Below are 13,711 nucleotides of genomic sequence, written 5' to 3'. Positions count from 1 at the left end.
AGTCCACAACGCGAGGGCGTCGGTCCGGAGCAGTTCGTGTGCGCAGCGCTCACTCGAGCGCCGACCAGGAGTAGTAAAATCGCTGCAGCGCGGTGAGGTGGCCGACGACGCCGAGGAACACCAAGAGCCAACCGACGACGGTGAGTCCGCCCGGTGTCGCGTCCGCGAGCGGGTAGGCGAGAAAGCCCACGATCCCGATGATCGCGAGTCGGTCCGCTCTCCCGACGAGGCCGCCGTACACTCGATCGAGACCGACCGCCTGCGCCTGCGTTCCGAGGTAGGAGGTCATCACGACGCCGGTAACTGCGAGGAATCCGAGCACGTAATTCTCGATGCCAGCGGCCAGTCCGGCGATGACGACGATGTCAGCGTACCGATCCAGAACGTGATCGAGGAGGTCGCCGCCGGCTGAGGCGACGTTCTGCTCGCGCGCGAGCGCGCCGTCGATGATATCCAACCAGCCGTTGACGAAGACGAGGATCGCCGCACCGACGAACCAGATCGGATCCCCTCGACCGCCGAGCGCGAAGGCGACGGCCGCCGCGACGGCCATGCCGAACGCCAGCACGCTGACCCCGTTCGGCGTCATCCCGATCCGGTCGAATCCCTTGACGAAGGGATCCAGGAATTTCGAGATGTACGGCCTGAACTGATCCAGCGTCATGCGAGATACCCCATGAAGTCGACATCGCCGGCAGACGGTTCGCGCTCGCCTATCACGACCGCTTCGAGGGCGTCGGCGACCGCCTCGGGCGTCCGATTCGTCGTGTCGATTTCGTACACCGACTCGAGGCCGTGGCGGTCGACGGCTTCGCCGAGGATTACGTCGAGGGCTTCGCTCTCGGCGTTTTCGCTCGCTTTTTCCGCCGTCTCGCCGCGTTCGGTGAGTCGCGTTTCGAGCGTTTCCGGCTCGCATCGCAACACGGCGACCCGATCGGCGTCGAAGTGGTGTGCGAGATGGGATTCGATCAGCGCGTCGTCCGTCCCCTCGAGCCACTCCCCGAGCGCGTCCATGTCCGCGACCTTGCTCTGGCGGTCCTCGTCGACCTCGGTGTACAACGCCTCGTCTTCGAGCACGTCGTTGAGGTGGACGACCTCGAGCGTCGAATCACCGATAGAGAAACTATCGGCTGCTGAATCTTCTTCGGCCACTCGAGTCGCGAGCGCGTTCGTCGCGGTGGTCTTTCCGGTTCCGGGGGTGCCCGTGACGGCGACTCTCACGAGTCGGACACCTCCGGCGCGTTCGGGTCCGCACTGTCGTCGCTCGCCGCGCCATCGGGGAGTCCAAGGTCCGCGAGGACCGCATTGAGCGTCTCGACCGCACGTTCGGTTTCGGCGTCGGTCCCGCAGGTGATCCGGATACACCCCGGTAAGCCAAAACTCGTACAGTCGCGGACGATGACGCCCCGCGCTTGCATTGCTTCGGCGACGGCCGAGGCGTCACCCACTGCGACGAGGACGAAATTTCCCTCGCTCGGCCAGACGTGCGCGTCGACGTTCTCGCGCATGTACTCGCGCGAGGCGCGGGTCGTTTCGACGGTGTGTCGAACGTGCTCGTCGTCGTCGAAGGCCGCCAGCCCCGCGCGACAGGCCAGTTCGCTCGCCGCAAATGGGGTGTTCACGCGTGCGTAGGCGTCGGCCCACTGCTCGGGAACGACGGCGTACCCGAGCCTGACCCCGGCGAGGCCGTAGGCTTTCGAGAACGTCCGCAGGGTCGCAACATCGTCTCGAGCGTCGTATCCGTCGCGACCCTGGATCAGCGCGAGCGCGCTGTCGACCGCGGCGAACTCGCCGTAGGCCTCGTCGACGACGACGAGCGTGTCGTCGGCTGTTTCCTCGGCGACGCGCTCGATTTCCTCGAGACCGATCGTCGTGCCCGTCGGGTTGTGCGGACTCGTCAGGTAGACGACCCGTTCGCCGGCGTAGGCCTCGAGCACGGGATCGGCGGTCTGTTCGAAATCCTCGGTCCGCTCGAGGGCGTAGGTCTTGACCGCGCCGTGGTGAAATCGAGCGCTCATGCCGTAGTAGGCGAAGCCGGGTTCGGGAACCAACACGGCGTCATCCGGCTCGAGCATCGCCCGGTGGAGGTAATCGAGCGCGCCGTCGCCGCCGTTTGCGAGCCACACCTGCGAGTCGTCGACGTCCCACTCGGATGCGATAGCCGCGGTGAGGTCCGCGTGGGCGGCTTTCGGGTAGGCGTTGACGCTCGAGGCGGTCTCGCGGATAGCCTCGACGGCGGCGGGCGAGGGACCGTGGGGATTCTCGTTGGAGGCGAGTTTGATGAATTCGGCGGGATCACGCCCGAGTTCGCGGGCGACCTCCTCGATCCCCCGACCGGCCTGGTATGCGACGTGGTCGGACAGGTCGCGCGGTTGCATACGCGAATCCTGTTTCCCGTGGCTCTTAAGGGTGCTTACATGTGGTCAGTCGCACATCGCGGACCGTGGCGACCCGCGCTGTGCGGCGGCGAGCAGAGAGCGGGCCGCGGGCCGAATCGGTACGACGGATTGTTAGCGATCGGGAGGAGACACCGTTCGAACGCGGTCGATGTACACCGCGATCGCCGAATCGTCGACATCGAGTACTGTCAGTTATCTTTACAGCCCCAGCCGAACGCCGTCCAGCCGCCATCGGCGGTGAGCACCTCGCCCGTGACGAAGTTGTCTTTCGAAGCGAGGAACTCGACGCAGTTCGCCACTTCCTCCGGCGTCCCGAACCGATCGAGCGGTGTCCGATCCCTAATATCCTGTTCGTCGAATCCCGTATCGTCCTGTGCTTGTTCGACCATCTCCGTCATGATGTACCCCGGTGCGAGCGCGTTTACGTGGATATCGTGTTCCGCCCACTCGACGGCGAGACACCGGGTGAGATTGTTGACGCCTCCCTTCGCCGTGTTGTACGGCGTCCGATCCTGTTGGCCCATGCTCCCCATCATGCTCGAAATGTTAACGATATCACCGCCGTCGCCCTGTTCGATCATTCTGGCGCCGGCCGCCTGCGCACAGAAGAAGGCTCCCGTCAAGTTCACATCGATAACCTGCTGCCAGTCCTCGGGCGTCAGCTCCTCCGCAGGACCGCGGATGTTAATACCCGCGTTGTTTACCAGAACGTCGAGACGACCGAAACGGTCGACGGTTTCATCGATCAAGTTTTCGACGGATGATCTCTCGCTCACGTCGACTTCGACCGCGTAAGCGGTGCCGTCGTTCCCTTCGAATTCCTCGACGACCCGTTCACAGTCCTCGAGCGATCGCGAACAAATGACGACATTATCGCCGTTTTCCGCGAATTGTCCCGCGATACGCTTCCCCAGTCCCCTCGTCGAGCCCGTTACGATTACCGTTCGCGTGTCCGATTCGATAGCCATGACATAATTGATCCCCATCTACGCGCTCTTAATTATTTTTGTAATTGAGCGAATATAGGGCCATAGATCCTGTAAATCAAATGGTGCGTCTATCACCCTCGGTCGTGAAGTGAACGACATGTTCGGTTAGCGACGACTCCCGCGTCAGGGAGAGAATCGGGCAACCCGTACCCCGTCGTTCATTGGCCCTGTAGTCGCTCGAGGCGCTCGATCGAGTCCGCATCTGACGGGTTCTTGTCGTGGCGCACGCCCTGAAACCGCGGAAAGCGCAGCGCGTAGCCCGACGAATAGGTCGGCGACGATTGGATTTCCTCGTAGCCGACCTCGAAGACGATTTCGGGCTCGAGATCCACCTCCTGTCCCGTTTCAGCGATGATGTGTGGCTCGAGCAAGTCTGTCAGATCCGCTAGCGTCTCGTCGGTGATACCGGTCGCGACCTTGCCGACCGTCTCGAGGGCCCCGTCGGAATCGTCAGCACGCACCGAAAGTTCGAAGGTGCCGAGGAAGGTCGCGCGCCGACCCTCGCCCCACTCGGCACCGGTCACCACACAATCTAACGTCTCCACGTCGGGTTTGCGCTTTCGCCAGTGCTTCCCGCGCCGTCCCGGCGAGTACGTCGAGTCGGGATCTTTGAGCATGATTCCCTCGTGGCCGGCCTCGAGGGCTTCGGCGTCGATCGCCTCGATTTCCTCGGGGTCGTCCGTTCGCCAGAGCAGGGAGAGTCCTCGAATCTCGTCGGGAGAATCGCCAGCAGCCCCGTCGCCTTCCGCAAGTAGTTCGACGAGTTGCTCGTGTCGGGCCGTAAGCGGCGACTCGAGGAGATCAGTACCGTCGGCGTGGAGACAGTCGAAGAACACCGGGCGAACGGTCACGTTCTCGCGCGCTTTTGCAATGTCGTGTTTCCGCCGAAAGCGTTTGAGCACTTCCTGAAAGGGAAGCGGGGAGCCGTCCTCGTCGACGGCAACGACTTCCCCGTCGAGGATGGCCGGTCGCTCGAGGGTTTCCTCGGCGAACTCAACGACCTCCGGAAGCGCGTCGGTCACGTCCTCCATGTTCCTCGAGAAGACGCGGACCTCGGCCTTCGATTCTCCCGTTCGTTCGGGATCGGGGTCGTAGTGAAGTTGGACTCGCGCGCCGTCGTACTTCCACTCGACGGCGGCTTCAGACCACTCCTCGAGCACGCCTGTCACCGTGCCCGTCTGGGCGAGCATCGCCTGCACCGGCCGGCCAACCTCGAGGTCCATCGCGTCGAGGCCAGCGCGTCCGTCCTCGCGAGCCACGCGAGCGACCCGGCCGTAGTCGTTCGACACCTGTAACGCGCGTTCGACTCGGTCGGTCGGGACGTCGAACGCGGCCGCGATCGCATCCCGTACCGTGCCTTCGCCGACGCCGATTCGCATCTCCGAGAGGACGAGCCTGGCGAGGTATCTCGCTTCCTCGCTCGAGCAGCGGTTGAACAGGCCGAAGAGGATGTCGATCTTCCGGTCGGCGCTGCCGTCGCCGTCCGCCGCCGCGAGATCGCGGAGCGTTCGGTCGACCTCGCGGACGGTAAGCGAGTCCCCGCCCGCGTCACCAGCAGTGTCGGTGAACGCCCCCAAACCCTGCTGGCCGCCGTACTCGTAACTGGCGGCGACCTCGCCGATTTCACCCAGCTCCGCGAGTCGATCCTCCACGTTGACCGGGCTGACGTTCGTTCCCGCAGCGCGAGCGATCGCCTCGTAACACGAACTCGGGCCGATATCGAGCGTCGTCGAATCCCACGCCGGAAAGACTCGGCCCTGCACGAACCGCGCGAGGATCTCGAGTTCGGCTGCAGTTCGGTCGCCACCGCCGCGGTCGTCCACAGCCTGCTCGCCACTCCCCTGTTCGTCCGGAATCTGTTCGCCACCGCACTGTTCGTCGCCCGAGCTATCCGCCGTGCTCTCCTCGAGAAGGGCCCTCACGTGGTCGACGATTTCGAGATCCGCTGGCTCGGCTTCGATCGCGGCGACCCGCTCCGTGAACGTGGCGAACTCCATCGGCGGTGGCTACGTAACTGACGGTGTTAAACGAACTGACTGGCGACACGGATTGACGGCACTTGCGCGGTATCCCGTTTTGACCCAGCCACAATCGAGAGAGTCGTTCGAAGCGGTCACAGCACCGTCTCGATGGGCGTGCCTTCAAGGCAATCGGGAACTCACTCGCACGTATGCCAGAGGAGGAACTCGCTGCGCGGGTTGCGGACGTACTGACGGTCGACGCCGAGGAGTTTCGCTCTAGGGCCGAGGCTGACGCCGAAACGATTATTCAGGCGCTCGACGACGGCGTGTTCGACAACCCACAGGCGATCGTCGGCCTCGAGTACGAGTTCTACGCGATCGAATCCGACGCGTGTTCGCTCCGGCGGGTCCCGCGGCGTCTCCTCGAACTGATCGGATTCGAGAAGGAACTCGGGCTCCACAACGCGGAGATGACGACGAGCCCCCAGCCGCTGAACGCTGACGGCCTCCGAGCCCAGGAGTCGGAGGTCAAAGCGCGCCTGCGGACGGCGCTCGACGTGACCAACTCCGAAGGGATGCGTCTCGTCAGCGACGCCATGTGGACGATACCGCCGGAGGGAGAGGATGCGACGACCTACCTCACGGACAGCGTCGAACGGACGGTCGTGGATGGTGACGACGGCGAAACGGCCGGGCAGGGAGACGACGGCACGCAGATCCGGATCGCGACGAACATGAGCGACTCCGGGCGCTACCACGCGATGGCGAACACGGACCGTGCCCGGTCGGCGGCGATGGAAATCGACGCGCCGAACGTGAGCCTCGAGGCCGACACCGTCATGCCAGAGAGCCTGATCACGTCGATCCAGCCGCACTATCAGGTTCCCCACGCGATCGACCTCCCGCTGTATTTCAACTACGCGCTGCGCATCGCTGGGCCGCTTTTGGCGCTTGGCGTCAACTCCCCGTTCTTCCCCGCGGACTGTTACGACGAGGGCGCGGCGCCGGACGATATCCTCGCGGACGCGTGGATGGAACACCGGATCAGCGTCTTCGAAAGCGTCCTCAACGAACGCCACACCTCCGAGGGGAAGGTGCGGTTCCCGCGCGACCTCGGGCAGATCGAAGAAGCGATCGAACGGATCGTCGAGGACGACACGCTCGTGCCGATGCCCGTCGAAACCGGCGACCGGTTCGACGACCAGTTCCCGCACTTCCGGCGCAAGCACGGCACCTACTGGCGGTGGGTTCGGCCCGTCTTCGACGGCGCGACGCGCTCGGCCGCCAACGCCCGCATCGAGTTCCGACCCATCCCCGCCCAGCCGACGGTTCGGGATTCGGTCGCCTTTCAGGCCGCCTTCGCAGGCCTGCTCGAGAGTCTGGTCCGCCTCGAGCACCCGGTCTACGAACTCGACTGGGAGCACGCCCACGAGAACTTCTACGCCGCGATGCGCGACGGTCTCGACGCGGACATGACGTGGATCACCAACGACGGCAAGGAGACGACCGACTCGTTCGAGCTCTACGACGACCTGCTTGCCCACGCCGAAGACGGCCTGACGAATCGCGGACTCACGGAGGAAGAAGCCGCGAAGTACCTCTACCCGCTCAGGCGGCGCGTCCGACAGGGGCTCACGCCAGCCCAGTGGAAACACGACGAAGTGAGTCGGGCGCTCGAGTCGGGCGAGGACCTCGAGACGGCGATCGAATCGATGCAACGCCGGTACGTCGAGCGCCAATCGGAGACGCTCCTTGAGGGGAGTTTCGCCGATTGGGTCAGCGAGTGAGTCGCGAGCGGGTCTGTCGCTTCTTTTCGACCGCGGGCGACCGCTCGAGTCCGGCTGAAAGGGACTGATCAGCTCGGGCTAAAAGAGACTAAGTACCGTCGGACGCGTGTGTGCGTATGGTTACGTTCCTCTCCGGTGGCACCGGGACACCGAAACTGGTCGACGGAGTGGACGCTGCGTTCTCGCCCGACGACGTGACGGTCATCGCCAACACCGGCGATGACATCGAACTCGGCGGCCTGCTGGTTTGCCCGGACGTCGACACGTTGCTCTTTCAGGGCGGCGACGTGCTCGACCGCGAAACCTGGTGGGGCATCGAGGGCGACACCCACCGAACGAACGCCGAACTGCTCGAGATCGCCGACGCGGCGGACCTCCCGACCGGTCCGCAGTACCTCCCCGACGATCGACAGACCGCGGGTCGAGCGCTCGCCAACTGGCGGCGCTTTTCCGGCGTCGGCGAGTTCATGACGATCGGCGACCGCGACCGCGCCGTCCACATCACGCGGACCAGTCTTCTCGATCAGGGGCAGGGCCTGAGCGAGACGATCGCGTGTCTGGCGTCGGCGTTCGACGTCTCGTTCGACCTGCTTCCGATGAGCGACGACCCGATCGCCAGCCTCGTCCACACCGAGGAGGGGACGATGCACTTTCAGGAGTACTGGGTCGGATGGAACGCAGAGCCCGAAGTCGAGGACGTCGAGTTCCGGGGATCGGACGACGCAGAACCGGCACCGGGCGTTCTCGAGGCGCTCGCTGATCCCGTCGTTATCGGCCCGTCGAATCCGGTGACCAGCATCGGGCCGATGCTCTCGATTCCGGGGTTCGCAGACGCGCTGGGCCAGACACCCGTGGTAGTCGTCTCGCCGTTTCTCGGAGACGAGGCGTTCTCCGGGCCCGCGGAGGAACTGATGGAAGCGGTGGGCGCGGAGCCGTCGACTGCCGGCCTTGCGGAGACCTACCCGTTCGCCGATGCGTTCGTCGTCGACGATGCGGACGACACCGAGTTCGATCGACCGACGATTCGAACCGACATCAGGATCGACTCGAGCGACGACGCCGAACGTGTCGTCCGAACGACCGTCGACGCCATCGAGCGGGTCGAGTGAGTGAGCATGTTCTCCCCACCGCTCGCACTGGCGAGTCTCAGCGGCGAGGCGGACGCCGACTGGGCTCGAGCCGGCACGGCGTTCGCCGGCTGTGCGTTTCTCGGCGGAATCGCGATCGACGAACAATCTCGAGGAGCTGCCCGCGAACTCGTCGACCGCGACCGTAACGAGTTCCTGCCGCCGGATCCGTTCGAGTTTATCGACCGACAGCTCGAGGCCCTCGAGGCGGCCCCGATACGGCCTGGGGTTAACGTTCGAACGACGACGGCAGAACCAATCGTACCCGCCGCTCGAGTCTGTCGCGATCGAAATGCGCTGCTGGAGATAAATGCCCACTGCAGGCAGAACGAGTTGTGCGCGGTCGGCTGTGGAGAACAGTTGCTCGCCGATACTGACCGCCTTCGATCGTACGTCGAGACGGCGACCGAGACGGGGGCGACGACCGGCGTCAAAGTGCGTGCGGAGGTCCCCGGCGTCGACCTGCCGACGCTCGCCAAAGAACTCGAGGACGCCGGCGCGGCGTTCGTTCACGTCGACGCGATGGATTCCGAGAGCGTAATCGCAGATGTCGTCGACGAGACGGGGCTGTACGTGATCGCGAACAACGGCGTTCGCGACGAGCCAACCGTGCGCGAGTACGCCGACTACGGCGCGGACGCGGTCAGCGTCGGCCGTCCGAGCGACAACCCGGTCGTGCTCGAGCGCGTTCGAAACGCCGTCGATACTCATCTCGGGCTCGAACGGGATTCGATCGAGCACTGAGTCGGCGACTGCGCCGTCTTTCGCGCTCTCACAGCCTCCGTCTCACGATCGACGGACCACGCCGACGTTCACGCTCGTTGCCCGCTCGAAGAGTCGCTCGAGCGTTCGCCGCCAGGCCGGACGGCTCTGGCGTTCGACCCTGCGGCGGAGATCTCGATTCTCTGAGCGGAGGCGCTCTGTTTCCGCTTCCAACGTCGCCGCTCGGTCCTCGAGTCGATATCGTCGGCTGCGTTGGGCACCCAGGTCGTTCTCGAGCATCGCGAGTTGGCCCTCGAGGTCCGCGACCTCCCGCTCGAGACGGGCGATATTGCGCTCAAACGTTCGTTCGGCCCCCGGTCTCGGCCCGGAAGCCGCGTGGATACCATCGAACTCCTGCGGTCGATCATCGTCGCGGGAGTCGACGGGCGTACCGTGCTCGGCGGATCCGTCGGCGGCGGGGAGGTGCCCGCTCCGTGCGGCGTTCACGACGGCACCGATCAACAACACCAGCCCGCCGAAGTACAACCAGCTCAACAACAGGAGGATCGCTCCGATCGGGCCGGCGGACTCCGAACCCGCGGCGACGGAGACGTACACCTGGAAGAGTCCCTGCAGTACCGCCCAGCCGATAGCCGCGGCCACGGCACCCGGCAGTATCTCCCGAACGGTCGTTTCTACGTCGGGAAAGTAGTAGTACATCGGAACGAACGCGAGCGTGAGGCCGACGACGAGAACGATCGGGTTGAGAACCCCGATGAGCGTGTTCTCGGGGAATATCGCGAACACGACGCTCGCAACGGCCGCGGCTAGGAGCGCGAGACCGATCGCGAAGAACACGACGAAGGCGTCGCGGAGTTGATCGACGAACGACGCCTCGCCCGTCGACTCGTAGATCTCCGAAAACGCCGTGTCGAGGCCGCGGAAAATCTTCAGCGATCCCCACAACAGCGTGACGAGACCGATGACGGTCCCGCCGGTTGTCGCAACGGATCCCGAAATCGCACCCTCGAGGAGTTCGTTTCCGGCCGCAGGCAAGAACCCCTGCGTGGTTTGGGTGACTTGCGACGCGAGGCCCTCGTCACCGACGACCGAGACGAGAAAGAACGCCAGTACGAGCAGCGGGATAAGGGAGATAAACGCCTGATAGGCGATGCTTCCGGCCATGAACGTCACGTTTCGGTCGCTGATCCCGCGAACCACAGTCCCCGCGAACTCGCGCATCCGCCGGGCCGTGCTCGTCTCTCCGTTGGTGTCGCTCATAGCGAACGCTCGACACCAACCGAAAAAATCGGGGTGCTTGCGAGGCCGTCGACGAGCGGCCCAGGCGCTTCTGTCTCTCGTCCCGCATGGTCTCCGGGCTGTTGTCCAGCAAGTCCTAAGCCGTCGGCCGACAGATTCGACGACAGTGCATATGCGAAGTGCTGCCCAGAACGCGGAACTCGCGCTGTTGCTCGAGGTCTGCGGAACGCCGAAACCGGGCAACGTCGATCGGCACCGGGACCTCGAGGACCTGCTGTTCGAACACTTCCTCGCTGGCGCGGTTGGTGCGCAGAGCGGTCTCCGGATGGCCGAGTCGGGCGAGTCGGTCGGCCCGTCGTTCGAGCAAAGCGTTGCGGGAATGGCCGAACAGGGCGGGGGAAACACCCAGTTCGGGGCCCTGTTGTTGCTCGTTCCGCTCGTGAAGGCGGCGGACGACGGGATCTCGCGATCGACCGCCGAATCGGTCGTCGCGGACACCACCGTCGCGGATGCAAAAGCCTTTTACCGGGCGTTTGAGCACGTCGATGTCTTCGTTTCCGAACCCGACCCCGAACTCGAGGCGCTCGACGTTCGACGCGGGAGCGATGCCGCACCGGCACTCGAAGAGCGCGGGTTGACGCTTCTCGACGTGATGGACCGGAGCGTCCCCGGTGACGACGTGGCCCGCGAGTGGATCGCCGGGTTCGAGCGCTCGTTCGACGTCGCCGATCGGATCGCTACGGCGCGCGGTCCGGTTGCGGATAGAGCCGCAACTGCCTTTCTCGCCACCCTCGCAGAACGTCCCGACACCCTCGTCGCAAAACGCCGCGGCGGGGAAACTGCTGCAGAAGTGACGGAACGAGCCGCGGACATACTTCGAACCGACGGCCGAGCGACGGACCGGGACGCGGTCGAATCGTTCGCCGACGAACTGGTCTCGCGGGGGATCAATCCGGGAACCACCGCGGATCTGATCGCCGCCGGTTTGTTCATCGCCCTCGAGAACGAACTGATCGAGCTATGAGCGGCGCGAACGACGGCGATGGGGTGGACACCTTCGATGGCAACGCCGCGTGGCCGGTCACACTCGAGGGCGTAACCGAAACGGTCGTGACCACGCTCGGCCCAAACGGTCGCTGGAACGCGGCCGCACTCGGGCTGTTCGCCGAGCCGGCGGAGCAGGGTCAGGGCACGACCAAGACGAACGATGCGGAAACTCGAACCTCCGCACGCACGTGGGGGAACACGCGGACGCGGCGGAATTTCCACAGACGGGGGTCCGGATACGTGCAGTTTACGCGCAACCCCGTCGATTTCGTCGACGCCGCACTTTCTATTTACGAACTCGAGGAGCCCGTGCTCGAGTCCGCCGACGCGTGGGTCCGCGTTTCGGTCGAGCGAATCGATTCCGGCAGCGAGAACGGGACGCGGTGGGAAGACTGGCAGCTTCGGCCGCTCGAGTCGGCGGTCGAAACGGAAACTGTGCCGACGATAAACCGAGGGTTCGGTGCCATCGTCGAAGCGACCGTCGCCGCATCGAGACTCGAGGTCGACGGCTACGACGAACCCGTGCTGCGGGACCGACTCGAGTACTACGCGTCAGTGGTCGACCGCGCCGGAAGCGACCGCGAACAGGAGGCGCTCTCTCGCGTGCGCGAGCACAGCGAGTGGTAGGTCGATCGCGAGTGGTGGGTCGATTCCGCCTCGATGGCAGGGTAGTTCCTGCTCGATGTTAAATACGATCGGGCGGGATCGACCCGTAGATGAGGCTTCATTTCAAAACTGCAACCAGCGTCTATCGGAAGACACTGCCGTTCGTGGTGCTACGACTCGGTATCGGACTGCTCTGTGGACTCCTCGCCGTCGTCTACTTCGGAGCCATCGCGTGGTTCGGAACCAGATTGCTCGAGTCCAGTTCAATCTCCGAACTCGTCGCGTTCGTCGGTTTGGTTCTCGCGGTCGGACTGTTCGTCGCTGGGTGGCGACTGTTCAGCCGCTACGTACTTTACCTCGTTAAAGTAGCCCACATCGCGGTCATCGCACACGTCATCGAAACGGGTGAGGTGCCACCGAATCAGATCCGGTACGGCAAATCACAGGTAACCGAACACTTCACGGAAGCGAGCGCGCTCTTTGCCGTCGATCAACTGGTCAAGGCGGTCATCAAACAGTTCAACGGCGCTGTCGTCTCGTTCTCGGAACTGCTCTCTATCGTTCCAAACCTACAGAAGCTCGTGGAGCTTCTCGGAAAAGCCATCACGATCGCCGCCTCGTACATCGACGAAGCGATCATCGCACACATGTTCTGCAATCCCGAGCAGAACCGCTGGCGGTCTGCCAGAGATGGAATCGTTCTCTACGGGAAGACCTGGAAATCGGTGCTCGCGTCGACGCTTGCGATCGTCGTCGGATTGTACGCCCTCGCGTTCGTGCTCGTGTTGGCCCTGATACCGGTCGCAACCGGTCTCGGAAACCTCGGTGGCCTGTTCGAAGTTCTCGGCTGGGTGATCGCTCTCGGGACGGCCCTCACGATCTACACCGGTTTCCTCAAACCGTGGGTCAAGACCGTCGTGATCACCACGTTCCTCCTCGAGTCACGGGACATCGAGCCAGACAGCGAAACGATGGATCGCGTTGCGAGCCGATCCGAGCGGTTCCGGGAACTCGTGGGCAACACGCCCGAACGAACGGATCAGGACAGCCAGCAGGCACCAAGCCCGAATCTCGTCACGAACGACTGAATCCAGCGGTTGTCCAGCGATCGAATCCAAAGGGAGTCAATTAAGGCCCTCTAGACGGAACCAATCTCTATGGCAATCAAACCGGCCTACGTCAAGAAGACGGGGACGCTCCTGCTGGAGCAGTATCCGGACGCGTTCACGACCGATTTCGAACAGAACAAAGACAGCGTCGAGAAGCTTACGAACATCGAATCAAAGGGCGTTCGGAACCGAATCGCCGGCTACGTCACGCGCAAGAAAAGCGGACAGGTCGCGGCCTAAATTTCACGACACGTACTCGCGACGCTCGAGATCGGACAGTCCCCAAAGCGCTAGCCTCGGTGTATTACTCGAAGGTGAACGATTCCGTTAGTAATCACGCCGCGAGTCTGGAAATCGCCGTTTCGGATCCAGTTACGTGTTCAGTGTCCCTGGTCGCCGCCCAGTCCAGGTTCCATGTACGCGCCGACGTACAGCGCGATGATTCCGAACGCCGAGGCGAACGCGAGAAGAATAATTCCCTGCAAGATTGGTTCGCTCATCGGCTCCACGCTTCGCACGACCATTCCTGTCCCCATGTATCCATCGTACGCTGCGTATACGCCAAAGAGGATGCTTACGATACCGACGACAGCAGCACCGATACCGAAACCGCCCTCAAACGGACCGATGGCCGGCGAATCAGAGGTCGACTCACTCATCGGGACCACCCGGACGCGCGAGCAGTTGGCTGTGCGGTCTCGAGCGAAGCGCCACGATTGGCGAC

At 63.9% G+C, this 13,711-nt stretch carries 14 protein-coding genes; 7 read left to right on the top strand and 7 right to left on the bottom strand.

Annotated elements, in window-relative coordinates:
* Positions 1–49 precede the first annotated feature (49 nt).
* The 5 genes from HALLA_RS07370 to ligA all read right to left on the bottom strand — a co-directional run bounded on the left by HALLA_RS07370 (position 50) and on the right by ligA (position 5,385).
* Positions 50–664: a CDP-alcohol phosphatidyltransferase family protein gene (locus HALLA_RS07370; protein WP_049952748.1), complete on the bottom strand. Its 615-nt coding sequence runs from the start codon at positions 662–664 to the stop codon at positions 50–52.
* Positions 661–1,221, bottom strand: coding sequence for an adenylate kinase family protein (locus HALLA_RS07365; RefSeq protein ID WP_049952747.1), 561 nt, complete (start codon positions 1,219–1,221; stop codon positions 661–663). Before HALLA_RS07365 ends, HALLA_RS07370 begins: the two co-directional genes overlap by 4 nt.
* Positions 1,218–2,378, bottom strand: a complete 1,161-nt coding sequence (hisC, locus tag HALLA_RS07360) for a histidinol-phosphate transaminase (RefSeq protein ID WP_049952746.1) — start codon at positions 2,376–2,378, stop codon at positions 1,218–1,220. Before hisC ends, HALLA_RS07365 begins: the two co-directional genes overlap by 4 nt.
* A 209-nt stretch (positions 2,379–2,587) precedes the next feature.
* Positions 2,588–3,367, bottom strand: a complete 780-nt coding sequence (locus tag HALLA_RS07355; RefSeq protein ID WP_049952745.1) for an SDR family NAD(P)-dependent oxidoreductase — start codon at positions 3,365–3,367, stop codon at positions 2,588–2,590.
* Between the two features lie 179 nt (positions 3,368–3,546).
* A complete protein-coding gene (gene ligA / locus HALLA_RS07350) occupies positions 3,547–5,385 on the bottom strand; it encodes an ATP-dependent DNA ligase LigA (RefSeq protein ID WP_049952744.1) in 1,839 nt (612 codons plus the stop codon).
* A 173-nt stretch (positions 5,386–5,558) separates the two neighbouring features.
* Here ligA and HALLA_RS07345 point away from each other — a divergent pair, with 173 nt between their 5' ends.
* The 3 genes from HALLA_RS07345 (at position 5,559) to HALLA_RS07335 (ending at position 9,007) form a co-directional block, all read left to right on the top strand.
* Positions 5,559–7,136 (top strand): hypothetical protein, encoded by a 1,578-nt coding sequence (locus HALLA_RS07345; RefSeq protein ID WP_049952743.1) that lies wholly within the window; start codon positions 5,559–5,561, stop codon positions 7,134–7,136.
* A 116-nt stretch (positions 7,137–7,252) separates the two neighbouring features.
* Positions 7,253–8,245 carry a 2-phospho-L-lactate transferase gene (cofD, locus tag HALLA_RS07340; RefSeq protein ID WP_049952742.1) on the top strand — a complete coding sequence of 331 codons (993 nt, stop codon included), beginning with the start codon at positions 7,253–7,255 and terminating at the stop codon, positions 8,243–8,245.
* Between the two features lie 6 nt (positions 8,246–8,251).
* Positions 8,252–9,007 (top strand): tRNA-dihydrouridine synthase, encoded by a 756-nt coding sequence (locus HALLA_RS07335; protein ID WP_049952741.1) that lies wholly within the window; start codon positions 8,252–8,254, stop codon positions 9,005–9,007.
* A gap of 42 nt (positions 9,008–9,049) precedes the next feature.
* Here the strand turns inward: HALLA_RS07335 and HALLA_RS07330 are convergent, their stop codons facing one another.
* A complete protein-coding gene (locus tag HALLA_RS07330; protein WP_084568949.1) occupies positions 9,050–10,246 on the bottom strand; it encodes a YihY/virulence factor BrkB family protein in 1,197 nt (398 codons plus the stop codon).
* A 151-nt stretch (positions 10,247–10,397) separates the two neighbouring features.
* Between HALLA_RS07330 and HALLA_RS07325 the strand changes: the two genes are divergently transcribed.
* The 4 genes from HALLA_RS07325 to HALLA_RS07310 all read left to right on the top strand — a co-directional run bounded on the left by HALLA_RS07325 (position 10,398) and on the right by HALLA_RS07310 (position 13,227).
* Positions 10,398–11,249, top strand: a complete 852-nt coding sequence (locus HALLA_RS07325; protein WP_049952740.1) for a triphosphoribosyl-dephospho-CoA synthase — start codon at positions 10,398–10,400, stop codon at positions 11,247–11,249.
* Positions 11,246–11,899, top strand: a complete 654-nt coding sequence (locus HALLA_RS07320) for a DUF447 domain-containing protein (RefSeq protein ID WP_049952739.1) — start codon at positions 11,246–11,248, stop codon at positions 11,897–11,899. Before HALLA_RS07325 ends, HALLA_RS07320 begins: the two co-directional genes overlap by 4 nt.
* A gap of 89 nt (positions 11,900–11,988) precedes the next feature.
* Positions 11,989–12,966: a hypothetical protein gene (locus tag HALLA_RS07315; RefSeq protein ID WP_049952738.1), complete on the top strand. Its 978-nt coding sequence runs from the start codon at positions 11,989–11,991 to the stop codon at positions 12,964–12,966.
* 69 nt (positions 12,967–13,035) lie between these two features.
* A complete protein-coding gene (locus HALLA_RS07310) occupies positions 13,036–13,227 on the top strand; it encodes a 30S ribosomal protein S17e (protein WP_049952737.1) in 192 nt (63 codons plus the stop codon).
* 140 nt (positions 13,228–13,367) lie between these two features.
* Here HALLA_RS07310 and HALLA_RS07305 read toward each other — a convergent pair whose 3' ends face one another.
* The gene (locus HALLA_RS07305; RefSeq protein WP_157231344.1) at positions 13,368–13,646 is read right to left on the bottom strand and encodes a hypothetical protein; all 279 of its coding nucleotides are present in this window, start codon (positions 13,644–13,646) and stop codon (positions 13,368–13,370) included.
* Between the last annotated feature and the right edge of the window lie 65 nt (positions 13,647–13,711).

Origin of the sequence: Halostagnicola larsenii XH-48, assembly GCF_000517625.1 — an archaeon.
GTDB classification, from domain to species: Archaea; Halobacteriota; Halobacteria; order Halobacteriales; family Natrialbaceae; genus Halostagnicola; species Halostagnicola larsenii.
This window is presented reverse-complemented; position numbering and strand designations above follow the sequence as displayed.

Excerpts from the sequence above, each read along its gene's own strand:
- HALLA_RS07345 (WP_049952743.1), top strand. The coding sequence starts at position 5,559 with ATGCCAGAGGAGGAACTCGCTGCGCGGGTTGCGGACGTACTGACGGTC.
- HALLA_RS07330 (WP_084568949.1), bottom strand. The coding sequence starts at position 10,246 with ATGAGCGACACCAACGGAGAGACGAGCACGGCCCGGCGGATGCGCGAG.
- HALLA_RS07305 (WP_157231344.1), bottom strand. The coding sequence starts at position 13,646 with ATGAGTGAGTCGACCTCTGATTCGCCGGCCATCGGTCCGTTTGAGGGC.
- HALLA_RS07370 (WP_049952748.1), bottom strand. The coding sequence starts at position 664 with ATGACGCTGGATCAGTTCAGGCCGTACATCTCGAAATTCCTGGATCCC.
- HALLA_RS07315 (WP_049952738.1), top strand. The coding sequence starts at position 11,989 with ATGAGGCTTCATTTCAAAACTGCAACCAGCGTCTATCGGAAGACACTG.
- HALLA_RS07325 (WP_049952740.1), top strand. The coding sequence starts at position 10,398 with ATGCGAAGTGCTGCCCAGAACGCGGAACTCGCGCTGTTGCTCGAGGTC.
- HALLA_RS07335 (WP_049952741.1), top strand. The coding sequence starts at position 8,252 with ATGTTCTCCCCACCGCTCGCACTGGCGAGTCTCAGCGGCGAGGCGGAC.
- HALLA_RS07355 (WP_049952745.1), bottom strand. The coding sequence starts at position 3,367 with ATGGCTATCGAATCGGACACGCGAACGGTAATCGTAACGGGCTCGACG.
- HALLA_RS07310 (WP_049952737.1), top strand. The coding sequence starts at position 13,036 with ATGGCAATCAAACCGGCCTACGTCAAGAAGACGGGGACGCTCCTGCTG.
- cofD (WP_049952742.1), top strand. The coding sequence starts at position 7,253 with ATGGTTACGTTCCTCTCCGGTGGCACCGGGACACCGAAACTGGTCGAC.
- hisC (WP_049952746.1), bottom strand. The coding sequence starts at position 2,378 with ATGCAACCGCGCGACCTGTCCGACCACGTCGCATACCAGGCCGGTCGG.
- HALLA_RS07320 (WP_049952739.1), top strand. The coding sequence starts at position 11,246 with ATGAGCGGCGCGAACGACGGCGATGGGGTGGACACCTTCGATGGCAAC.
- ligA (WP_049952744.1), bottom strand. The coding sequence starts at position 5,385 with ATGGAGTTCGCCACGTTCACGGAGCGGGTCGCCGCGATCGAAGCCGAG.